General features: G+C 66.3%; 21 protein-coding genes. 15 read left to right on the top strand and 6 right to left on the bottom strand.

The annotated features are described in order from the left end of the window. Nucleotides 1-25 precede the first annotated feature (25 nt). From R8F63_00545 to R8F63_00565, 5 genes are read left to right on the top strand one after another with little or no spacing between them, the layout of a single operon-like run. Nucleotides 26-943, top strand: a complete 918-nt coding sequence (locus R8F63_00545; protein ID MDW3217070.1) for a CHAP domain-containing protein — start codon at nt 26-28, stop codon at nt 941-943. Then, a complete protein-coding gene (locus R8F63_00550) occupies nt 940-2,334 on the top strand; it encodes a hypothetical protein (protein MDW3217071.1) in 1,395 nt (464 codons plus the stop codon). Before R8F63_00545 ends, R8F63_00550 begins: the two co-directional genes overlap by 4 nt. Beyond that, nucleotides 2,334-3,014 (top strand): hypothetical protein, encoded by a 681-nt coding sequence (locus tag R8F63_00555; protein MDW3217072.1) that lies wholly within the window; start codon nt 2,334-2,336, stop codon nt 3,012-3,014. Before R8F63_00550 ends, R8F63_00555 begins: the two co-directional genes overlap by 1 nt. Next, nucleotides 3,011-3,409 (top strand): FHA domain-containing protein, encoded by a 399-nt coding sequence (locus R8F63_00560; protein MDW3217073.1) that lies wholly within the window; start codon nt 3,011-3,013, stop codon nt 3,407-3,409. The genes R8F63_00555 and R8F63_00560 overlap by 4 nt, the downstream gene beginning before the upstream one ends. Beyond that, nucleotides 3,406-7,632, top strand: coding sequence for an FtsK/SpoIIIE domain-containing protein (locus R8F63_00565; protein MDW3217074.1), 4,227 nt, complete (start codon nt 3,406-3,408; stop codon nt 7,630-7,632). The genes R8F63_00560 and R8F63_00565 overlap by 4 nt, the downstream gene beginning before the upstream one ends. A gap of 16 nt (nt 7,633-7,648) precedes the next feature. On the opposite strand, the gene R8F63_00570 is transcribed toward R8F63_00565, so the two are convergent. From R8F63_00570 to R8F63_00585, 4 genes are all read right to left on the bottom strand, one after another. Beyond that, on the bottom strand, nt 7,649-8,785 hold the full coding sequence (locus tag R8F63_00570; GenBank protein ID MDW3217075.1) for a DUF2786 domain-containing protein: 1,137 nt from the start codon (nt 8,783-8,785) through the stop codon (nt 7,649-7,651). Between the two features lie 71 nt (nt 8,786-8,856). Then, entirely contained in the window at nt 8,857-9,345 is a 489-nt protein-coding gene (locus R8F63_00575) for a hypothetical protein (GenBank protein ID MDW3217076.1), read from the bottom strand. 48 nt (nt 9,346-9,393) lie between these two features. Further along, nucleotides 9,394-10,380, bottom strand: coding sequence for a tyrosine-type recombinase/integrase (locus R8F63_00580; protein ID MDW3217077.1), 987 nt, complete (start codon nt 10,378-10,380; stop codon nt 9,394-9,396). 16 nt (nt 10,381-10,396) lie between these two features. Beyond that, the gene (locus tag R8F63_00585) at nt 10,397-10,840 is read right to left on the bottom strand and encodes a hypothetical protein (GenBank protein ID MDW3217078.1); all 444 of its coding nucleotides are present in this window, start codon (nt 10,838-10,840) and stop codon (nt 10,397-10,399) included. Nucleotides 10,841-11,041: 201 nt separating this feature from the next. Here R8F63_00585 and R8F63_00590 point away from each other — a divergent pair, with 201 nt between their 5' ends. From R8F63_00590 to dcm, 8 genes are all read left to right on the top strand, one after another. Further along, nucleotides 11,042-11,419 carry a hypothetical protein gene (locus tag R8F63_00590; protein MDW3217079.1) on the top strand — a complete coding sequence of 126 codons (378 nt, stop codon included), beginning with the start codon at nt 11,042-11,044 and terminating at the stop codon, nt 11,417-11,419. Further along, nucleotides 11,416-11,985, top strand: a complete 570-nt coding sequence (locus R8F63_00595) for a zeta toxin family protein (GenBank protein MDW3217080.1) — start codon at nt 11,416-11,418, stop codon at nt 11,983-11,985. The genes R8F63_00590 and R8F63_00595 overlap by 4 nt, the downstream gene beginning before the upstream one ends. Before the next feature lie 261 nt (nt 11,986-12,246). After that, nucleotides 12,247-12,435, top strand: a complete 189-nt coding sequence (locus R8F63_00600) for a hypothetical protein (GenBank protein MDW3217081.1) — start codon at nt 12,247-12,249, stop codon at nt 12,433-12,435. Between the two features lie 217 nt (nt 12,436-12,652). Next, on the top strand, nt 12,653-13,174 hold the full coding sequence (locus R8F63_00605) for a helix-turn-helix transcriptional regulator (GenBank protein ID MDW3217082.1): 522 nt from the start codon (nt 12,653-12,655) through the stop codon (nt 13,172-13,174). Then, nucleotides 13,171-13,680 (top strand): nucleotidyl transferase AbiEii/AbiGii toxin family protein, encoded by a 510-nt coding sequence (locus tag R8F63_00610; GenBank protein ID MDW3217083.1) that lies wholly within the window; start codon nt 13,171-13,173, stop codon nt 13,678-13,680. The genes R8F63_00605 and R8F63_00610 overlap by 4 nt, the downstream gene beginning before the upstream one ends. Then, complete coding sequence (locus R8F63_00615; GenBank protein ID MDW3217084.1) at nt 13,677-13,808, top strand: hypothetical protein; 132 nt, start codon at nt 13,677-13,679, stop codon at nt 13,806-13,808. The genes R8F63_00610 and R8F63_00615 overlap by 4 nt, the downstream gene beginning before the upstream one ends. A gap of 417 nt (nt 13,809-14,225) precedes the next feature. Then, nucleotides 14,226-15,782: an HNH endonuclease gene (locus tag R8F63_00620; GenBank protein ID MDW3217085.1), complete on the top strand. Its 1,557-nt coding sequence runs from the start codon at nt 14,226-14,228 to the stop codon at nt 15,780-15,782. 145 nt (nt 15,783-15,927) lie between these two features. Then, nucleotides 15,928-17,877, top strand: a complete 1,950-nt coding sequence (gene dcm / locus R8F63_00625) for a DNA (cytosine-5-)-methyltransferase (GenBank protein MDW3217086.1) — start codon at nt 15,928-15,930, stop codon at nt 17,875-17,877. Here the strand turns inward: dcm and R8F63_00630 are convergent. Both R8F63_00630 and R8F63_00635 read right to left on the bottom strand, forming a co-directional pair. After that, nucleotides 17,858-19,132, bottom strand: a complete 1,275-nt coding sequence (locus R8F63_00630; protein MDW3217087.1) for an ATP-binding protein — start codon at nt 19,130-19,132, stop codon at nt 17,858-17,860. The two genes, dcm and R8F63_00630, sit on opposite strands and share 20 nt — an antisense overlap. Nucleotides 19,133-19,157: 25 nt before the next feature. Further along, complete coding sequence (locus R8F63_00635) at nt 19,158-19,586, bottom strand: very short patch repair endonuclease (protein ID MDW3217088.1); 429 nt, start codon at nt 19,584-19,586, stop codon at nt 19,158-19,160. Nucleotides 19,587-19,808: 222 nt separating this feature from the next. On the opposite strand from R8F63_00635, the gene R8F63_00640 reads away from it, so the two are divergent. Together R8F63_00640 and R8F63_00645 are read left to right on the top strand one after the other, a co-directional pair. Then, nucleotides 19,809-21,575 (top strand): hypothetical protein, encoded by a 1,767-nt coding sequence (locus R8F63_00640; GenBank protein MDW3217089.1) that lies wholly within the window; start codon nt 19,809-19,811, stop codon nt 21,573-21,575. A 32-nt stretch (nt 21,576-21,607) separates the two neighbouring features. Further along, the gene (locus tag R8F63_00645) at nt 21,608-22,570 is read left to right on the top strand and encodes a hypothetical protein (GenBank protein ID MDW3217090.1); all 963 of its coding nucleotides are present in this window, start codon (nt 21,608-21,610) and stop codon (nt 22,568-22,570) included.

The following is a 22,570-nucleotide window of genomic DNA, read 5'->3' on the forward strand; positions in this document are numbered from 1 at the left end:
GAGCGCGGATCGCTGAGCCGAACCGATGAGCCACGCCCCGACCATCTATGTGAATCTCGAGGAGCTCGCCGAACTCGAGCGCGAGATCCATCGGTGCACGCAGCAACTCGACACTGCGTCCTACCTGGGGGAGTGCTACGTGCCGACGTCGAGGGCCGTCCAGGAGAAGCTGGAGGATTTCTCCGGCCGATGGGACACACGCCGCGGTGAACTGGGGGAAAGCCTCGAACAGGTCGCCTCGGCGATTTCGTCGATCCGCACCAGCTTCGAGAACGCCGACACCGAACTGTGGAAGGCGCTCCAGAACCTCGGTGAGGAAGGCGGGCAAGGAGGTGGCGGGGGCGGCGAACAGCCACGGGAGCGTCCCGGCTGGTGGGACACCGGCATCGGCGGCACGAATCCGCCCCGGACCGACGGCCCCGTCGAGCGATCCCCGGCCGGCTACGACGACGTGATGCTGCGTCACTCGCCCGGTCAGTTGCGAGACGAGTTCAAGCGGGAGTACCGCGCCGACAACTACTGGGCGACGGCCTGGGAGCCGGAGGGGAACTGCACCAGCTATGTGGCGTGGCGTCTCAACGACGTCGCCGAGGAGCGCGGGCTGGACTGGGAGTTCTCGAACAACATCTACGGCGACACCGAGAACGGCCGGCTCGGCTGGGCGGGTGCGTGGAAGGACAACGCGGAGGCGGCGGGAGTGCCGACCTCCGACACCCCGACCGCCGGGTCCGTGGCCTGGTTCGGCGACAACCACTCGAGCTACGGCGGCCATGTCGCGATGGTGCGATCGGTCGATCCGACCACCGGGGCCATCGTCCTCGAGGAGAGCATGTACAGCCCGACGCCCGGGAAGTCGGTCTTCTTCCAGACCCGAACCGTGCTGCCGGGGGAGTCCGGCTATCCCGACAGCTTCCTCGAGTTCCTGCCGGGGAGTGAATCGTGAGCTGGTCGCTCTACACCGACGGGCGTCGAGACACGGATCCGATCGTCGGCAACCCGTATCAGTTCGAGGTCGTCGAAAAGGTCTTCCGGGTCGCCCGGGAGTCGTCCGAGGCCGTCGCCGAGGACTTCCGTGTGCTCCAGCGAGGTCAGGGAGTCCACCTCGTGGTCGGTCGCTCGGCGGACAGCCTGGCCACCGCCATCTCGGGGGTCGAGGCGTCGCTCGACGATCTTCCCAAGGTCGCCTCGCAGGTCGAGAGGATCTTCCGGGAACACGCTCACCGTCTGCACGAGTTGAACGAGGAGGCGGACCGTGCCCTCGCCCGGGCGAAGGCGGCCTGGAATCGTCGACAGGGCCATCAGCGCACGCTCGACGACATCGATGCGCGTATCTCCTGGCTCGACCGTCAGATCGGCGACGAGTGGCATTCGTTCGTCACCGATGCCTTGTCCGAGCCGGACCCCCAGGAGGACGCCTGGCGTGAGGAGCGGGACCGCCGACGCGGGGACCGTCACTACGTCCAGAGTCAGTGGAACGCGGACGAGGCGGACGTCGAGGCCGAGATCTCCTGCTGGGAGCGGCTCCGCAACGAGGAGATCGAGCGTGAGCGTCTCACCGTCCGCCTTCTCGACGAGGTCGACTTCCACTCCCTGGCCGATCCGGGATGGTGGAGCGACCTCTGGGAGTCCCTGGGCGACATCGACTGGGCGAACGTGCTCTGGCGGCTGCGAGACTTCCTCGACGACCTGCTGCTGGTGCTCGCCATCGTCTCGATCTTCGTGAGTGGCGGTGCACTCGCCGGTCTCATTCTCGTGCTGGCGGCCTCCAAACTCCTGATCGACGTGACGCTGTTCACCAGCGGTGTCGAGGATCCGCAGAACCCGGGCCGCACGGTCAGTGGCTTCGACGTCCTCATGTCCGCGGTGAGCGTTGTGTTCGCCGGGGCTCACTACAACAAGCTCAAGGGCGTGAAGCTCGGGCTCAGCGACTTCTCCAAGACGATTGTCGGGAGGTTCGGACCGAAGGCGATGGAGAAGCCGGACCTGGTCCGATCGTTCCTCGGCTACGAGCGCAACCTCGTCTCCCCAGGGAACCTCTCCGGATCCGTCGACTATCTCGAGGATGCCGGATACTTCGTCCGAGTCACACCGCTCGGGGACGATGCCGGCCGCTTCGCCCTCGACACGCTCGACCAGTCGACGTTTCTCGAAAAGGGGTTCGACCTGTTGTCCAACGGGCAGCGGCTTCACGGCGAGCTCACCGAGCCGAATCATCGGTATGTCAGCTATTCGGGGCACATCGAAGGAGCGATCGACACGTTCAACCGCCCACTTCGGTCCATACTCACACGAACCAGCCGGCCCATCGTGATTCCGGCACTCCTGGAGTTCTGATGACGATCGACAGCTACGGACTCATGCTCCCCGAAGGGTGGACCGCCGTTCCCCTCGACGAAGCCGGGCTCCGTACCCACCTCGAAGAGGTCGTGGCGCCGCTGCGCGAGGAGGACGGCTGGACGAAGGCGATGGAGCGGCGCGTCGAGCTGTTGATGCGGACGCTCGTCCACGAGCTCCGCAGCCAGCGGGTCAGCTTCGCGGCGGGGGTGACCCATCTGATCGTGGAGCCGGGGACCGACGAGGTCGATGGCCGGCTCATGACCGCGTCGTGCACGATCTCCACCACGACGGCTGGTGACCTCGGCTCGCCGATCGACATCACGCCGGATGTGCTCATCCGGCTCTTCTCCGCCCAGCGTGACCGTGAGGACGGCACGAGGATCACCGATCTGGAGCCGCCGTGCGTGCACCCGCTGTCGGTCGGCGACTCGGTCCGGCTCCGGCGCTTGGTGGAAGGGGCCGGTGCGGCCGTCGGTGACGACGACGCGGTGTTCATCGAGACGTATCTCGTACCCCACGCGTCGGACGGCCGGCTGATCGTCTGCCAGTACAGCACGCCGGTTGTCGAGGAATCCCCGCTCTTCTCGCGTCTCTTCGAAGCGATGCAGAGCACGTTTCGCGTGTTCGAAGAGGGCGAGCCCACGGTGTTCGAACCCGTCGAGGCCGGCTCGGGGTGAGTGGATCGATCATCGACGAATTGCGGGCCCGTCTCGCCGACCGGGACGAGTCCTCACCCGTGCCGGACCCATCGCCCGGTCCTGCGATCGAGATCGCGGGCGGCGAGGTCGTCCGGTTGGCCCGGTCCGAATCGATCGTGATCGGTCGTATCGAGGACGACGGCGTCGTCGCCGCGGTCGCGCTCGAGCCGGTGATCTCGCGCCGCCATTGCGAGATCGGCGCGGGGCCCACGGGCGGGCTTCAGCTTCGTGATCTGGGCAGCGCGAACGGCACCGTCGTGGTGCGTGACGGGGAGGCGACCGCCGTCGGCACGGACGACGTCTCGCTACGGGTCGGCGACCGTATCGAGACCATCCACGACACGCTGATCGCCGAAATCGTGGATTCGCCATGACCAGCTGGCGTCTGCTCGTCCGAGATCCGACCCATGGCCGACAGGAGGTCGTCGTCGACGCGGAGTTGGAGTCCTCCACGGCCACGCTCGACGCGCAGATCGAGGCCGCGGGCTTCCACGAGAAGCCGGTTCGCGTCGACGGGTTGACCTTGGTCGGGGTCGACACGGTCGGCGAGCTCGGCATGGTCCACGGATCCACGATCACGCTCGGCGACGTCGTGCCGGACACCCCGCCCGCACCCGGCGCCTATCTCGTCGCGGTGAGTGGCCCCGACTGCGGTGGACGTTGGCGACTGGAGTCCGGGCTCCCCGTGACCGTCGGGCGGAATGCCGGTAACGACATCTCGTTCCCGGATCCGCTGCTCTCGGGTCGCCATGCGTCGTTGGCCTTCGATGGAGAGGCCGTCGAGGTCACGGATCTGGGCAGCCGCAACGGCACCTACGTGGAAGGTGTCCGGCTCGAGGAGCCGGAGCGTGTGGCGCTCGGCGCGTACATCACGGTCGGCTCCACGGTGATGACCGTGGTCGCGGTGGATGCCGCCGATGTCGCGGTCCTGTCGGCACCACACGGTCCGACCTATGCGTTCGCACGCCAGTTCCGTCCGTCCCAGAAGCCGCTGCCGTCGAGGATCGATCCGCCGCGAGAACCCACCGAAGGAGATGTGCGCCGCCGGAACCCGTGGCTGCGTGCCCTGTTGCCGCTCGTGACGGGCGTCGGCTTCGCCCTGATCACGCGGCGCTGGTACTTCCTGGCGATCATGGCGGTGAGTCCGATCGTCTACGCCGTCGATCAGCACCGCGAACGCAAGGCCCGCGCCGCGAAGGTCGAGGCGGATCTCGAGGACTATCACCGGGAGGCCTCCGCCCACGGGCAAACGGTGGCGGCGACTCGATCCGAGGATCGCCGCCGGGCGCGCGACGCAGCCTGGTGCGGCGGCATCGCGACGCTCTTCGCCGAGATGCGCCACGCCCGGCTCTGGGAGAGGACACCCACCGACGATGACTTCGGGAGCGTCTGTGTGGGTCTCGCCGCGCAGCCCTCTCGGATCGACGGAGGTCCGGGCCTGACCGCCGACGACTGGGGCGTGCCGCTCTCGGTGCCGCTCCGTCAGATCGGCAGCACCGCCGTGGTCGGCCCCATCGAGCGGGCGCGGGCGGTGGTGCGCAGCATGCTCATGTCGCTGGCGGCGACCCATGCGCCGAGCGATGTTGCGATCACGATTCTCACGAGTGGCGATGCCGCGGGGCCCTGGGGGTTCGCCCGTTGGCTGCCGCACACCTTCGAAGGCACACATGGTGCTCGCATCGCGGTGACCGAGGGTGACCGCGCCGCGCAGATGAAGTGGATCAAGCAGGTCATCGACACGAGGGCGGAGGACGACCGTCGCGAGTCGACTCCCTTGCCCTTGCACGTCGTCGTGTTCGACGGGGTCGGATTGTTCGGGCCGGCCGAGTTGGCGGAGGTGCTCGGTCGCGGGCCGGGGCAGGGCGTGATCGGTATCACGATCGACACGGCGATGGTGCCGGAGGGCACGCAGGCTCGGGTCACCGTCGGTGCCACCGCGGAAGCCGGCGGGTACCAGAGCCGCGATCACGCCCTGATCGAGGACGTGGTGCTCGCCGAGATGTCACCGCTCGCGGCGGACGCGGCGGCCCGACGTCTGGCCGGTCTGCTGCCGAGCGCCATGGACGACCCGTCGGGTGAAACCGGAGTGGTCCACCTCACGGAGCTGCTGGACCTCGACGGGATCGACGGCACCGATGTGGCCAACCGGTGGCGTGAACTGTCGCCCCGGACGAGCTCGGTCATCGGCGTCGCGTCGGATACGCCGATGACGGTCGACATCGACAAGGACGGTCCTCACGGTCTCGTGGGGGGCACGAGCGGAAGCGGCAAGACCGAGTTCCTCAAGACGCTGCTCGTGTCGTTGTGTCTCAACAACCATCCGGACGACCTGTCGATCGTGATCGTCGACTTCAAGGGCGGCGTCGACCATGAACACTCGAAGCTGTTGCCCCATGTGATCGATGTGGCGACGAACCTGGATCCGGACCTGTTCGTCCGCACGATCCAGCTGCTCGACGCCGAACAGGAGCGGCGCCAGGCGCTCTTCTCTTCGGTGGGCGCAGCGAACCTCGACGCGTACCGATCAGCACGGGAAGCCGATCCGACGCTCCCGCCGATCCCGCGCCTGCTGGTGATCGTGGACGAGTTCGGTCAGCTCCTCGCGAGCGAGGGCGGCAAGGAGCAGCTGAAGGAACTCGAGGGCCTCACCCGCATCGGTCGTGCCCTTGGCGTCCACCTGCTCCTCGTCACGCAGAACTTCGAGAACGCCCTACCGGCCCAGATCGACGCGAACGCCGGACTGCGGATCTGCCTCCGGGTCCAGAAGCCGGCCCACAGCAAGGTGGTCCTGGACTCGGCCGCCGCCGCGACGATTCCCGACTCGAAGATCGGTCGCGCGTTCTCGCGGATCCGGGGCCGCGATCTCGTGGAGTTCCAGACGGCGCGTGTCGCCGGGCGACGACGCGATCTCGCGGCCGCCGCCCCCGCCGTCACGGTGGGGTTGGTGCCGTTCGGCGCGCTGGCGGGCGTCGGGCCGAGTAGCCGGATCGAGGACCCACCGGCCCACGAGAGCGACATGTGGATGCTGATCGAGGCGATCACCAGCGCCGCGGAGGCCACCGGATGGACGGAATCGGCCGTGCCGTGGCCCAGCTCGCTGGCGGCGACGGTCGGCTTCGCCGATCTCGCGCGCGACGCGCCCCCGGGCGAGATCCCGATCGGGCTGGCGGACGAGCCGGAGTGGCAGCGGCAGACCGTGGCGACGCTCGACGAGCGTGTCGAACAGCTCCTGTTCCTCGGGGGCGGAGAAGCCGCGCTACCGGACGTGCTCACCAACTACGCGATGTCCCTGGCGCTGTTGCGCTCGCCCGACGACCTGCACATCTACGCAATCGATCTCCTCGGCCGCGGTGTCGGACGGCTCGCTTCGCTTCCTCACACCGGTGCGGTCGTGTCGCGCAACGACGCGATGGGGCTTCGGCTCCTCCAGTGGTTGGGACAGACGGCAGCGGCGAGGCGGTCCATCTACTCGTCGTCGGGCGCGTCGACCCTGTGGGATCACTGCGACGTCACCGGCACGGAGATGCCGCCTCGGATCGTGCTGATCGTCAACGGGGCCGAGCGACTCCTCATGTCGGGCGAGGCCCAGACGAGTCCGTTGCTCGGTCCGCTGTTGGCGCTGCTCAGTGAGTCCGTCGGCACCGGCATCCAGATCGTCGTCGCCGGCGCGCCGTCCGTCGGCCACAACCGTCTCGGTACCGGCATCACCCGTCGCTTCGTGTTCAACGTCTCGGATCGCTCCGAGACGCAGGCCCTCGGCGTGCCCCGTGCCCTCGCGGCAGAACTGTCGGTGCCGCGGCGCGCGGTCGATGTCGCCCGTGGGCTCGTGGTGCAGTTCGCGGACTTCGGCGACGAGGACCGTTCCGAACGAGAGGTGCTCGATGCGGCGGTGGGCGCCTTGCAGACCCGATTCGAGGGCGCCCTCCGTCGGCCTCCCCACCGGTTCGTGGAGGTGCCCTGGCCGATGCCGATGGTTGTGGCACCACCCCTCGACCCGCGACCGGACGGCTATCTGCGACCAGTACCGGTCGGCGTCGACACGGAGACGGGTCAGTGGCTGTGGATCGACGCCGAAGAGGACGGGCCGGTCCTCGGTGTCGCCGGGCCCGCGAAGAGTGGCCGGTCGTCGACACTGCTCGCGCTCGGCCAGTTGGCGGCACAGGAAGGCTGGCGGGTGATCGCCGCGCCCGCTTCCAACCGGTCACCGCTCGCTCGGCCGGACACCCACTCGTTCGAGATCCATCAGCCGGCCGGTTTGGCGACGCTCGTCGAACAGGCCGCGGCTGACGAGGCACTGTTCGTCCTCGTTGACGACGCCGCCCGCCTCGCGGAGGACGCCCCACTCGGTGACGTCATCGGTCGCGACGGGCCGACGGTTCTCGTACTCGCGGGGACGCCGGACTTCCTGGGGACCCGGGTGGGCGTGATGCGATCCGTGCAGATGAGCGCCGGTGTGGTGATCTCGCCGGGGAGCAGCTCGGACGGTGCCGCGTTCGGGCTGCGCCGGACGCCCCTGGACCCTGGGCTTCCCCGCGCCGGGCGAGGTCTCTTGATCGTCGCTGGGGAAGCGTTCCCGGTGCAGATCCCGCACGTCTGAGCGCGGCGGGCACCCGTTAGGACGCGAGCGGCCGGCGCACGCCGAGATCGGCGCGGTCGGCGGCGCTCATGCCGGCACCGAAGCCGGTGTCGCTGAAGGCGCCCCGGCCGGCCCGCAGCTTCGACAGGCGCGGGAACGCGTCCTCGACCGCCGCCTCGACGGCTGCTTCGCGACGCACGAGTACCGGGGCGAGCGGTGACCCGTGGGCGGCCTCGGTCTGCGCCGATGCGGTGGACGATGCCTGCTCGAGCCGCTCGTGGACGCGGAAGGTGAAGCCGTCCAGGAAGCTGCGGCGGAACGCCTTGGTCTCCGCGGCGGTGGTGCGGTGATCGGGCTTCGCGGTCTGCATCGCCTGCACCGCCTGGACGAGCAGCGATGTGTAGAGCAGCTCGATGGCGCGGAGATCGATGGCGAACCCGAACACCGTGGCGAGGCCGAGGTGCTGGTGCAACACGGCCCGGCTGCGGTTCGCCCGGGCGATGATGGACAGCAGACCGAACTTCTCGCGCTCGTAGGGCCGGCTGACGGCGAGGCGGATGGCGTCGGGTGCGGTGTCGGCTCCGGACTCTTCTGTGCGGAGCGCGTCGGCGAGCGAGTACTCGGCGATCATCGCTTGGGCCTTCGCGGTGAACGCCTCCGCTTCGGCGTCGAACTCGCTCGCTTCCGCCTTCGCCAGCAGCCCCCGGACGCGGCGCAACACGTCCTCGTCCACCGGAGCCGGGTCGTGCGGGTCGGCGTCGGCGTTGCGGCGGCGGACCCGGCCGGCGGCTGCTTCGCCGGGGGCGGGGCCGAGGACGAGCAGTGGGGGGAGGAAACGCAGCTCGAGAAACACGTTGATCGCGTCGGAGTACAGCCGGCCGAGCTGGTCGGAGCGAAGCCAGTCACCGTCGCCGGCAACGGCCCGCACGGACGCCAGCTGCTCGCACCATCGGGGCGTGAGCCGGTCGTCGTAGCCGGCGCGTTCGTGTTGCAGCAGGATCAAGCCGGCGGTCATCGCCACGCAACGGGTCGGCTGTCGCACCGCGACGGCGGCGAGGATGTCGGCGGGCATCCAACCGCGGGCCCAGTGGTGGGCGAGCAGCTCGATGAGTTGCTTCTCGAGACCGGCGAGGTCTTCGGCGGGCGGGTCGAAGGATCGGTGGTTGGTGGTCATGGTCACATGCTGTCGAGTGGGTGTGACATCGTCGGCCGACGTCCCCGCGGGGACGCCCTCTCGACTGGTTCTCAGCTGAACGCGCCGGCCGCGATCAGCGACGCGATCGTGCCGATCATGAACACGGCGAGGGTGATGGCGATCGTTGCCGCGCCCACGGTGACGGCTCGGCCGAGCAGCCGGATGTCGGTGGCCATGTCGTCCATGCGCACGGTCAGGCTCTGATGGACGCCGTCCATCCGCTCGCCGAACGTGTCCATGCGCTCCCCGAGCGTGTCCATCCGCTCGCTGAAGGTGTCCATGCGCTCCCCGAGCGTGTCCATGCGGACGCTGAGCCCGTCGACGCGTTCGCTGAGCCCGTCGACGCGTTCACTGAGCCCGTCGACGCGTTCGCTGAGCCCGTCGATCCGGCCGTCGAGGCGCGCGATGTCGTCCTTCGTCGCGAGCTCGTCCCAGTGCATCGGGGGCATGGACTCCATCATGGCATCGGCAGCCTCCTCGTCCATCACCTCGATCAGGTACTGGCGGATGCGAAGTCGAGTGCTCTCACTTGCGGCCATGGCTTCCTCTCATCATGGGAATCACGAGGGGAAGTGGTGGAGCCCACGCTACGGCGAGGGTGTGACGTCGACGGAGCCGTGAGCCGGACTCCGACGGGGTGCCGCGTACTCGCCCAGCCGTTGCATGACGGCATCGCTCTCGTCCTCGAAGACGCCGCCGTAGACCCCGAGGATCAGCGCCGGGTTCGAGTGGCCGGCCCACTTGGCCGCGGCACGAGGTGACGCCAGCGAACGGCTCCACATCGCGACACACGTGTGGCGGAGATCGTGGATCCGGAGTCCGCTGAGTCCGGCGGCTTCGGTGGCCGGCTTCCAGACGCGTCGTCGGAAGTTTGCGTCGCCGAGTGGGTTGCCGTTCGGTGAGGTCCAGATCAGCTCGGTCGGTCCGATGCCCCGGTCCGAGATGTCGGCGACGAGCGCGTCCATCACGAAGGCCGGGACCGGGACCGTCCGGCGACCGGCGCGCGACTTCGGCGGTCCGAAGGTCGGCGTGCCGTCGGGGCCGAGGGTCCGCGTCTCGGTGACGTCGATCGTGGCGGTCGTCGGGTGGACCCGCTGGGCCCGGAGGGCCGCGAGTTCGCCGTGGCGGAGTCCGGCGTAGGCGCCGACGAGGACGAAGGTGCGATACGCCGCCGAGATCGTGGCGGCGAGCCGTTCGACCTCTGCGGCGTCGAGGAACCGGGGCTCCTTGTGGGGCACCTGGGGCAGCGAGAGCCCCCTCGCCGGGTTGTGTTCGAGCACCCGGGACCGCACCGCGATGTCGAGACTCTGGGCGAGGAGCCCCGCGGCCTTGCGGACGGTGCGAGGGGCCAGGTCGGTTGCCGCGAGCTCGGCGACGAACCGCTGGGCGTCGCGGAACCCGATCTCGTCGATGGGCACGTCGCCGAAGGACGGCTCGAGATGACACCGGAAGATCGACTCGTCGCGACGGCGGGTCGCCGGTCGGACGCCGACTCTCGTTGTGATGAACTCGGCCCACCACTCGCGAAACGACGGCGCTGGTTCCGCGGGGAGGCCGCGCGATGGCGCGTCCATGGCCGGCTGCGCCGGGTCAGGCGAGGGTGGTGGCCATCACCGCGACGACGCCGACGAACAGCGTCATCATGGCGAAGACAATCATGCGAGTCGTCTCGGCGTAGCGCACCGACAGCCGCCCTTCGAGCAGCGCCATCTCACCGGAGAAGCTGTGGAGACGGGCGTCGAGACGTTCGCCGAGCGCATCGATCCGGTTCTCCAGACGTTCGCCTTGGGCAGCCATGAGGCTTTCGAGACGTTCGGTTCTCGCGTCGAGATGCTCGAACCGCTCGCCGTGGTCGACGAGGGTCCGTTCGATGCGTTCGGTTCTCGCGTCGAGACGTTGAAGGTCGTCCTTGGTGGCGAGTTGGTCCCAACGCGTGGGCGGCATGGATTCCATCATGGCATCGGCCAGTTCGGCGTCAAGGAGCTCGGACAGGCGCCGGTGGAGACGGAGGCGTACAGGTTCGTCGACAGACATGTGTTCCCTCGGATCGGAGTGCACGAGGGGAAGTGACCGAGAACCTATGCGCCGGGTGTGACATGGGAGTCCGTTGCTGCGGTGGCGAGACTCGAGGGACAGCGATCGCATCGGTCGGTGTGAGAACACCGCGACACAGCAGCGATTGGTTGGGGCGTAGCATCCTGCTACAGTCGTATCAGTCCAGTACAGGAGATTCTGATGGCAAAGGGTGCCTCGACCCCCACCCGAGTGAACGCGGACGTTGCGGCGGCTGCTGCCGCGGTGGCGCCCGCCGAGAACCGGACGACAGCTGAGCAGATCAACTACTGGGTCAGGCTCGGCATGCAAGTCGAGCGGGCGGCGTCCGCCACCAGCCGACGTGTGCTGGCCGTCGTCGCCGGTGACGCCCAGTTCTCGACCCTCGACCCGCACGACCGAACAACCGCCCACGCGTCGATCGATGCCCGGATGGCGGAGCGTGTCGCCGACCAGCGATTCGGGCCCGCCGCGCGCAAGGCGGGTCGCGTGACGGTGTCGATCGACGACGACGGCGCACTCGTCGAGATCGCGCCAGACGGTACTCGTCGGCTCCTGTGAGCCGTCTCGACCTGATTGCAGGACCGAACGGCGCAGGAAAGACCACGCTCTACGAGCAAGTGATCGCCCCTGACCGGCCTGGTCTGCCCTTCGTCAACGCAGACCGCATCGCACGCGAGCGATTCCCGGGCGCGGAAACAACGGAGGCCTACAAAGCTGCGGAGATCGCCGCGAAGGCGCGGGACGCGCTCATCGCCGCCCGCCTCGACTTCTGCACCGAAACCGTGTTCTCGCATGAGTCGAAGGTCGACCTGGTCGCGACCGCTTCTTCATCTGGCTACGACGTCGTCTTGCACGTGGTCATGATCCCTCTCCGTTTGTCTGGGCCCCGAGTCGCCGCTCGTGTCGCCAACGGAGGACACGGCGTACCGGCCGAGAAGCTCGAGACGCGGTACGAGCGCCTCTGGCCGCTTGTCGTGGCCGCAGTGCCGCTGTGCCATCGTGCGGTGTTCTACGACAACTCCGCAGACGCGGGCCCGCTCGAGGTCGGCTCCTACCGCTACGGCGTCCCCGACTACGAACCTCGGTGGCCCGCGTGGTCACCGGATCCAGTCCGAACACTCTGAGCTCTCCGAGCTCTCCGAACGACGGACTCGTGTCCCGCCGGAGTGAGAGTCGACTGCTTCGGCGAGCGCGAGAACGCGCCGGGTACGCACAGTCGCTGCTCGCTCGCCTGTCCGGCGTGGCATAACCGAAGGTGAGCGCCTACGAATCGGGCCGCGAGTCGCCCACCACAAAGACGCTGGCGAAGCTTCTCGACGCGTGTCACCCCCCTTGGAGAAGATGGACTCAGTCAGCCACTCGACCAAGGAGCTATCGTGAACGCTGTGCCTGAAGGCACGATCTGGACCACAGATGAACTCCTGGCGATGACGCCAAACGAACGCCACGACGTTGTCAACGCTGGCATCGTTACGGATGTGCACGCGGTCCCGCCGGAGCTTCTCGAGCGTGCGCGCTCCGATATACGCGCCCACATCGCCGACGACGAGGCAGCGACTACCACCGAGCCGTGAACACGCGGCGGCCGGTCAAGGTCGACGAGCGCTTCCTCGAACTTCTTGACACCCAACTCGGCAGTGAACGCGGCCCGAACGGCGAGCCTCGGCCACGGACTTCCTGCTCGTCGAGCTGCCGCCGATCGCGGAGCGGTTTGCGACCGCGTTCCATGAACTGATGACGCCAATTGCCGAACCGTTGTCATCGGTCAATGTATCGCTTACGATACGTTCGATGAACTTCGCCCAGGTCTTTCAGGAAGCTCGAGAACGGGCGAGCCTCACCCAAATCGAGGTGGCGGAGAGAACAGGTATCGCGCGCCCGAACATCGCGGCCTACGAAGCTGGACGGCGCGAGCCCAAGGCCTCGACAATCGAGCGTCTTCTGCAGGCAGTCGGATACAGGCTCAGCGTCGAGCCACTCGTCGAGTGGACCTGGACGAACACACTCCGCCCCTACCCGGTGCCGTCCGCGCTGTGGCGGCTGCCGATCCACCAAGCGTTCCGTACCATCACGACGTCGACCCATCTCTGGTGGAGTGGACCTCCTCGGACATTCGACCTGTCTGATCGGAGCCAACGTCTGAGGGCGTACGAGATCGTGCTTCGAGAAGGCGGACCCGACGACATCGAGTCCATCGTTGATGGGCTGCTCCTCGCCGAATCGTTCGACGAGCTGGTCGTCCCCCGCCCGCTCCGCGCAGCCTGGCAAGTGCCGCTCGGTCGAACGGCAGTCACGGAGCGGCCAGCAGCGTGACGAAGCTCGCTCCGCCTCAGCTCGAAGTCGCCCGCTGCCTCTTCGGACTGCCCGAGGCCGAAGGCTTCGCTCTCGCCGGCGGTGCCGCTCTGCTCGCCCACGGCACAATCGAGCGACCGACCCGAGACATCGACGCTTTCGCCGGTGCCAAGGCCGGACCGACACCGGGCGACGTGCGCCCGCTCGCGCGCGTGCTCGCCACGCGCCTGAGCGAAGACGGCTGGACGGTCACCGTCGTACGCAGCCACGAAACGTTCGTCCGGCTGATTGCAGTCAAGGACGGTGAGGAGGTCGAGATCGATCTCGCGGTCGATTCTCCTCGGCTCTTCCCCACTGAGGTCATCGACGACATCCCCATGCTCGCCGAACCCGATCTCGCGCCCGGAAAGTGCTCGCCATCCTCGACCGTTCCGAAGGGCGCGATTTCACCGACCTCGAGGCTCTCCAAGCCACTCTCGGACGCGAGCAGTGCATCCGATGGGCCAAGGAGCTCGATGCCGGAGTGACCAACGAGGCCATCGCCAGTGCCTTCGCCCACCTCAACCGCCTGGACGACAGCGAGCTCCCGACCGCGACGCCGGCGAGAACGCGTTCGATCTACGACCAGTGGCGAGCCGAGCTGGAAGGAGGCTGAAACCGGTTGGCCGCGTGCGACGCTCTACGCAGCGGTCATCTGGCTGAATCGGCTTCCCACGTTGATCCGGCAAGCTCTCCGCTGCGTCGGTCCGCAAGATTCGACGGGTTCTTCTCCTCGGAACGAGTCGCGCTCAGCAGTGGCTTCGTGGCGGTTGCGGGTCCATCCGACGCAACCGATTCACACCGTGCCGGACCAGGACTCGATGCACCGTCGACGCCGGCAGCCCGACGATCCCTGCGAGACGATGGCGCAGGTCGTGCCGCACTCGCTCAGGGGATCGCGCCGGAGTCTGGGCTGGCCGACGCTGGCTCGGACTGTTTGGAGCGGAGCGATTCGCGGAACTTCTAGCCAGGCCGACGAGCTGCTGAGCGTCGGCCCGTCACCTCGGTCGGCCGTTCGATACAGTCGGCTTCGATGCCGTACAACATCAGCAAGACGCTCATCAACAAGCTGCCAGAGGGTGAGCGCGATGACAGCGACAAGGTCGGGAAGTTTCTCTTGGACCGCCAGGCCAAGATCTGCGGACTGTGTGATGGCGAGATGAACCCCGCCGCCGACGTGCTGGAGGCTGATCATGACCAGCCCGAATCGGAAGGCGGGCCGAACGAACTGAAGAATCTCCTGCTCGCCCACCAGGAGTGCAACCGCGCAAAGCGATCGCTGACCACTGCTGAGATCCGGCCGTACCTGCGCCTCAAGCGATTCATCCGGGAGAACGGGGGCAGGATCCGCTACGACGGGGTCACCTCCCACTTCGACATCGAGCCAAAGCCCTCAGCTGTCGCCATCGGCGACGATGCTGTGGAAGTGGAGTTCGCGGATGGTTCCAAGACGCAAGCGCCCATCTACGTCGACTCCGCGCCAGCGCGAGAGTTTCGGTACTCCTTCGTGGAGGTGCCCCGCGTGGCTCTCCTCAATGACGACAAGGTCCAGCCTCGCATCATTCGATACGGACACGCCTTCTCGATCTACAACGATCTCCTGCACAATCCGCTGCACGAACCACCCAGCTGTCGACTCGGTCCTGAAGGCAAGGATGGACTCCGGCCACTGCTGATGTTCGACGGGCAGCACAAGACCGTAGCGTCGTGGATGCTCGAGAAGACCCGCGTGGTGGTGAAGCTCTATCTCGACCTTGACGTCGCGGACGCGAACTTCCTCGTCAACTCGATTCAAGCGAAAATCAAGAAGCTTCCACTTTCCGCTTTCGAACTCGCGGCGAAGATGTCAGACGAGTGGGAGGCGAAGGTCGGCGAGTACGAGACTGCGGTCGCTCAGGCGGGGGAGGCCGGCACGGAAAAGGGCTTCATTGCGTGGATGCCGGCTGGTCCTGAAAGAAATCGTGCCCGCCAGGCTTTCAAGGCTGCCCTCATCCAGAGGGTTGTGGAGGACCAGGACTTCCGGCTGATGAAGTACGTCGCCCAGAAGGACGTCGGTGGGGAGGACTTTGGCCTGACTGAGAACATGGTCAAGAGCAAGATCCTCGACAAGATGGTGTATCTCAAGGAACTCGATCTGCCCTTCGTGGACTCGACGGACCGGCGGGTGGAGGAGGTCGAGAACATCGTCTGGCTCTTCAACATGGTCATCGACTCGTTGGTCGAGCCGGGCGGAGGCCAACTGTCCGAGCAACAGAAGGAGACCCGACGCCGAGTCTTCAAGCAGGGCTCACTCCAGTACCTGGCCGAACTACTCGGGGCAATCTACCGCCGAGAACTCATCACCCAGGAGGAGATGCTCGCCGGGAAACCGAACAAGGAACAACGAGACCGCATCGAAGCCAGCGTCGCAAACATCTGCCGCCACCCCGTCTGGACCGCCCGGTTCGACAGGGACAAGCAGATGGCGGCGGTGAAACTTGCCCTTGAGAAGAACCAGAACATCAAGGAGTCGTTCGAGGACGTCGCCCTGAAGCTCTCCTATGCCATCCTCGGCGAGGACGATGTCGAATACTCCAACTACTGGAAGTAGCGGGCGGAGTCTAGGTAGTTGCGCAATTCCCACTGCACTAGTGGAAATCGAGCCGCTACCAGAGGAACAACCCGGCGAGTCGATGGGAAGGCTCTGTGGCCGGTGACCGTCACATCGGCTGACTATGGTCGTCCGAGGAGGTGGCGTGGCAAAGACAGCAGTCGAGAAGGGCGCGTACGGGGTCAAGCTCGTGCGAGGACCGTTCGTGGTACTGCCGCGTCACGCGGAGGCAGTCGACGACGTCGAAGAGCTTCCGGCCGTCGCCTTGCAAGCGAGCGGTCCGCTAGCCGCGGATCTCTTCTGTGGTGCAGGCGGACTCAGCCTTGGGCTCGCCGATGCCGGCTACACAGTGATACTTGGCGTCGACAACGACGAGGATGCCCTTGCCACGCATCGGGCGTATCACCCCGGGCTGAGCGCCAACTGGGATCTCGGCGATGAGGCGGTCGTCGAACGGACGGGCGAGTTGATCCGCGATCTCGGGATCCAACTGGTTGCTGGAGGTCCACCCTGTCAGCCGTTCTCCAAGGCCGGCCGATCCGGTCTTCGTGACCTTGTCCGCACTGGCAGACGTGACGCGCGTGACAAGCGAAGCGAGCTCTGGCAGAGCTTTCTCCGGATCGTTTCGATCGCCAGGCCTCAGGCGGTCCTGATGGAGAACGTGCCGGACATGGCACTCGATCGGGACATGCTGATCCTTCGCACGATGGCGGACGAGCTAGAACACCTGGGCTACTCCGTCGAGACAAGGGTGGTCGACACGTGGCGGTACGGCGTCCCCCAGCATCGTCAACGGCTGATTCTCGTCGCGCTCGCGGACCGAGTGCAGTTCGAATGGCCAGCCGAACACGCGCAAATCGTGACGCTTGGGAATGCGATCTCAGATCTCCCCCCGGTTGATGGCGGATGGCGTCCCGAGGGGGGTGCGGACGGATGGGCGGACTACGACGGACCGCGGACTTCTTTTCAGGAGATGATGCGGGAGCACGTACGCACTGATGAGCATGGGAAGCTGTTCGACCACATCACCCGTCCAGTCCGCGAAGACGATCTTCAGATCTTCGAGAACATGGACTCGAAGACCAAGTACTCCGACATCGACCCTGAGTTGCGGCGCTACAGGCACGACATCTTCGACGACAAGTACAAGCGGCTCGACTACGACGATCTAAGTCGGACGATCACGGCCCACATTGCGAAGGACGGCTACTGGTACATCCATCCTGAGCAGCACCGAACGATCAGCGTCCGTGAGGCGGCGAGGATTCAGACGTTCCCCGACCACATCCGTTTTTCTGGTCCGCCGACCGCTGCGTTCCGTCAGATCGGCAATGCTGTTCCGCCGCGCCTTGGTTTTGAGCTAGGGACTGCCATCCGAAGGAGCTTGGAGGCGGGTCACGAGATCCCGCACTCGCGATCCGAGGTGGGTCTGCGGCTCGCGCGCTGGTTCATGGAATCGACGCGCGGTGGCGTGCCTTGGCTAGACGCCCCGAGCCGATGGGTGGTGCTCCAGTGCGAGATCCTGTGGCCGCGACTCGGCGTCGATCAGCTCGGCGCGGCGTACAAGGCCACGCTCACCTGCGCGACGCCCCAGCAGACCCTTGAGAACGAGGGGCCCCTACGACGGATAGCGACCGTCCTCGGGCGTGGGCCCCGTGTCGATGACCTAGTCGAAACAGCGGCGTACTTCATTGAGAACCCGGACGGGCTCGACCCAGAGGGCCCGTCGAATGCGTTGGCAAAGGCACCGAATGTGAGCCCCGCCTTGGCGACACTCGCTGCTCGCATCGTTCCGGGATCGTCCGACGATCCCGTGATCGTCAACCAGGCCGTCCTACGTGTTGCCGCCCGTTACCAGGGAACCTCGGTTGACCAACGCAACAAGCTCAGCGACGGCCGGCTTGCGGTCGCGGCGATGATCGGCGGCGACGATCTCTCACACGAGGCTCACCTTGCCCTCCTCGAGATCGGGCAGACCGTCTGCGGTCCCGCCAAGACCGACTGCGCTCACTGTCCGCTGGAGGCCGACTGCGTCATGGCTGCGGATCTGCCGGTCCAGCAGTCGTTGGTGGCACTTACCAGCCCAGAGCCGTAGCGAGCTCTTCGTCGGTCGCCCGGAGCTCGGTCATGATTCGCTCCAACGCCGGGTAGTCGCCGGTAGCCATCGCCGCGGCGAGCAGTGATGCGCCGGCGGTACCCATCTGGTGGCTCGCCGGGCGGTCGGACGGGGCGGTTCGTTCCCGCAGAACGGAAGCTTGGCGATAGACCTCTTCCGCGGCCTGGCAGAGTTCCTTCACCGGTCGTTCAAGCTGCGACCGAATCGACGCTGGGACGTTGACCCTCATCTTGGCAACGTTTGTCTGCAGCAAATCGTCGAGATTCGTGTCGAACTCCAGCGAGGCGCGAGCCAGCTTGGTGTGTTCATCGATCGCTCGGATGCCGCTCCAGCCCCCACCCTGAATGAGCCGGCCGGCGCGGTAGACGTAGAGGCCCTGTTGACGATTCCACTTCTGAGGACCGCTGTAGTGGTCGAATGCTTCCTGGGAGGAGAAGCGATTCCGCGGTGGGAGGACGAACGGATTGAACGTAACGAACCCCGCCACGCCTTCAAACTCGATCTCGAGCACGGTGCCTGGGAGCGAGATGGTGCCGGGCTCCGTGGGAGCGAAGGGATCCCATGGATCCACCTTCTCGCCGTTTACCGTCAGGACGAGGCGGTCAGCGCTGGCCGAGTCGGCCAGGTACCGATGGAATACCATGCCGAGATACTCGGAGGTGCGGTCCGCCAACGTGTCGAGCCTCCGTCGGGCCCAACCACCCTCCGGATTCCGCTCCGGCAGGACTCGGTCCAATCGCTCCCAGGCGACGACGGTTCCTGGCGCCTCCGCCAGCGTCTCCGCTGCGAAGTCCCGGATTGCAGGTGTCGCGGCGTCGAGGACCTCCCAGCTGTCGCTCTCCTCAACATGGTCGATATCGAGCACACGGGTGGTTAGGCGTCGCCGCGCCGCGGCCCGCCGGGAGATGACGGTGAGGCGACGGCATTGAGATATCGAGGCTGTCTTGAGTCCGAGGCCATAGCGGCCGAGCTCGTTGAGGCTGTAGTTGCGGCGGGTTCCGAACCGCATCGCCTCGTCAAGGCCGGCGGCGGTCATTCCTTCGCCGTCGTCGACAATGAGAACGCGGGACGCGGAGCCTCGGAAGTCGATAAGAACGTCGACCGTCGAGGCGCCGGCACTGACACTGTTGTCGACAAGATCGGCAACAGCGGTCACAAACTCGTAGCCGATGTCGCGAAGCGAATTCGTCAACCGACCAGCGGACGGTGTTAGTTCGATCCTCTTGCTGCTCATCGTTCCTCCAGGTTCTGACACGACACTAGTTAGGTGCACTGACAGCGCGATCGACCCGTCTCCTCCAGAGTCGGTAAATCTCGTCCGCCGCCTTCCTGGGATCGTCGTGCTCCCACACGTGGACCACCTGCCAACCAAGCATTTCGAGCTCTCGGGTCTTGCGGGCGTCGCGCTCTCTAGTGGCCTCGAACTTCGCCCGCCACCAAGCGCGGTTGTTCTTCGGCAGAGTCGCGTGGTCCGGGCAGGCGTGCCAGAAGCAGCCGTCAACGAAGACGGCCAAGCGTGCTCTCGTGAATGCAACGTCGGGGGTGCCGGGTAGCCCCCTGAGGTTCACTCGGTATCGAAGGCCGCGTCGATGTAGTTCCCGACGTAGGGCGAGTTCCGGGTCGGAGCCGGCGACCGGCATGCGACTCATCTGTCGGCTGACCTGCTGCGAAGTCGGGGTGTTCCGCACTGGATGAGTCTCTGTCGGTGCATGAGTCAACCGCAAGCGTCGTCTCCGGAAGGGGCTAGTTCGGCTCGATGTGTCACGCCTAGGGCCTACATGGACGGCGGCATGGCGAGAACGTATGGTCCGGCACCGGAGGCGATACAGATGAAGTGGATTTTCGATCCTCTACCACCGTCGGGCGCTCGAAAGGGGGGGCTCCCAGCGGACTATGTCTTTGATCAGACGGTGGACACTTTCGTCCGTGAAGTCCTTCAGAACTCACATGATCAGCGCCTTCCGGGAGCCTCTAGATCAGAGGTCGATTTCGATCTCCTCCAACTCTCCGGCGAACGGAAAGCGGCGTTCCTAGAGGCACTCCACTGGGAGACGCTTCGCGATCACCTCTCGGGGATCGCCGGCGGGTCATCGCCGACCGCGGCACGGATCGCGCGAGAACTCCGAGATGTCGAGCAGCGGCCTCTGCGGTTGCTGCGGATCGCCGACCGGGGAACCCGCGGCCTAGTGGGCGGCGAGGACCAGGACGGCGAGAACTTTCAGGCCCTCTGTCGCAACGTCCTCGACACTTCAGAAAGCAACCTCGATCGCGGCGGCAGCCATGGTTTGGGCAAGGCGGTGCTCTGGGCCTTCTCCGGCGTTTCCGTGGTCTTGTTCCACAGCATCATCGGAGAAGGTCACGACGAGAACAGGCATCGCTTTTTCGCCAAGGCGGAGTTTCCATCACACGACGATGCTTCGTCGCAACCGTGGGACGGGCCTGGGTGGTTCGGTCAGCCGGACCCGGATATCCCCGCACGAGCCATTTCCATGTGGGACGAGGCTGCTGAGTCCGCTGCGGCGGCGCTCGAGACTGCCCGTCGGAGCCCTGAGCCTGGGACTTCGATTCTCGTAGTGGATCTGGACGAGCCGCTGTCGGACGAGGACCGACCGTTGGTCGAGATCGGGGAGGACATCGCGGCGTCAGCGAGTCGATGGTTCTGGCCCGCGTTGACGAAGGGATCTCTCGGCGTAAGAGTCCGTGTCTTCCACGATGACGAGGTCGTGGCCGACAACGTCGTCGGCCTCACGTCTGAGGTGCGACCGTTCGCCGAAGCGATGGGCGATCCGAGCCCGACGCCCGATGCCCGAACGCCGGGACAGTGTGCCGAGCGTGTTGTGACGATTGGCGTGCCGGCCTCCAAAGGCGTCGGGCCCTCGCCGGCCTCGCCTGAGACTGAGGCCGATGCGCGCCTTCGAATCCGTTCCGCGACCTCGGAGGACGCGGAACGCTGGGAGAACCATGTCGCATTGATTCGCGGTGCGGGAATGGTCGTCCAGTACTGGCGCTCACCACGACACCGCAACGGGGAGCACACGTTCCACGCCGTTCTATCCGCTGGGTTGGCCTCAGGCTCGTCGGAGTCGGACAAGGCAGCGGACCGATTCCTTCGCGCGTGCGAACCACCGGCGCATGACAAATGGGTGGCCGGAACCAAGCGTCAGCGTGAGCTTTATGAAGCGGGTGCGGGCACCCGCCTAAAGCGGCTCGAGGATGACATTCAGGCGGCAATTGACGAGGCCCTCTTCGCGATACCGCCCACCGGCGAGTCTGGACCCGAGGCGCTCCGCAAGCTGTTTCGGATCGGCACGGGTACGGGCGGTGGGTCCCGGTCCGAACACCGCTTCGCGACGAGTGTGCGGAGCGGTTCCCTCGTTGGGCAGGTCTGGCACGTGCTGGCGGACCTCCACCATGCGAAGGGCAGCGGCATCTGGACCGCACGTCTTGAATTGTTCCTTGATGCCGAGAGCGGTCGTGGGTCCCGCCTCGACATTGCCGAGGCGAGCGTGGAAGGTGCCGCAACGCTTCAAGTCGAAGACGGCCGAGCACTTCTGGTCGTTGATGGCGACCAGCGCGTCACAGTGCGACTTGAGTCGACGGGTGCGGAACCGATGGTCTCGACTCGTACGCGGGTTCGACTCGATGCCCGCTTCAAACCTGGGGAGTCTTTCTCGTGACCGCGTCTGTTATCTACCCGTACCGAACTCTGGTGGGCGATGAGATCTCGGTGACAGCTGTGTCAGACGAACTGGGCGAACGCCCGGACGGCAGTCTCGACGCGCAGAGTGTTGGGCCGATTGCATCGCTCCGGCTGGAGGTTGAGATCGACACCGCTCGGCTCGCCGAATGTCTATCGCCGGGAGAGTCTGTGAGGGACGCCTGCTCGGTGGTTCTCCTCGCTCGATCGATCGCTAGCCGGAGGCGTGATTGCATCGAGCGCTGCCCAGTAGAGGAGACGACGGTCTTCGACCTCGACCTTCCGCGGGCTCGACACCGCGGCCTGGTGGAGCTCACTGTGCGGGTCGTCCGCTCGGTCGACGTCGCCGAGCCGGAGCCCGGTAGAGCCTTCGAAATCGGGGAGCTGCTCGGTGAAGCAGACCCGGTTCGGGTTCACTTCGATGAGCCTCAGACTGCGCCGGGAGCATCACTTGAAGTTGAGTGGCGGGACTTCGCCAGCGACCCAAAGCTGCAGGACCAGCGTGAGCACATCTTCGCTTTGGACGACGCGGAGCCTCCGGTGATTCTCCTCAACAGCGGCATTCGGATGCTGTACGAGATCCTGAGCAACAAGGGGCCACGTGGCCGCCCAGCGAAGATCCGCGATGCAGTGTTCATGCAGATCGTGCACCAGGTTTGGACCTCACTGCTCGGAGACGCGGCGGCCGCAGCCCTGGAGGCGAAGGCCGAACTCGAGAGGTCCGGGCAGCCGCCAGACGCCACAGCGGTTCTTGACGAGGTCGGCGGGTGGCGGGCGGTCGTGCTAAGGGACTGGGCGCCTTCCCTCACAGGCGAATCTGATCCGGAACAGGCGGTGGACCGAGTCGTCGACGACCTGGCGGACGGGCTCGGGCTTCTTCTCGTCAACGCGGTTCCGAGGGCAATTCAGGAGCGTCTGGGGACTCGGAAGTCCTATGACGGCTTGGTCAAAGAGATGCGACTGATCGGGGATTGA

It is taken from the genome of Acidimicrobiales bacterium, assembly GCA_033344915.1.
Taxonomy (GTDB): Bacteria; Actinomycetota; Acidimicrobiia; order Acidimicrobiales; family Aldehydirespiratoraceae; genus JAJRXC01.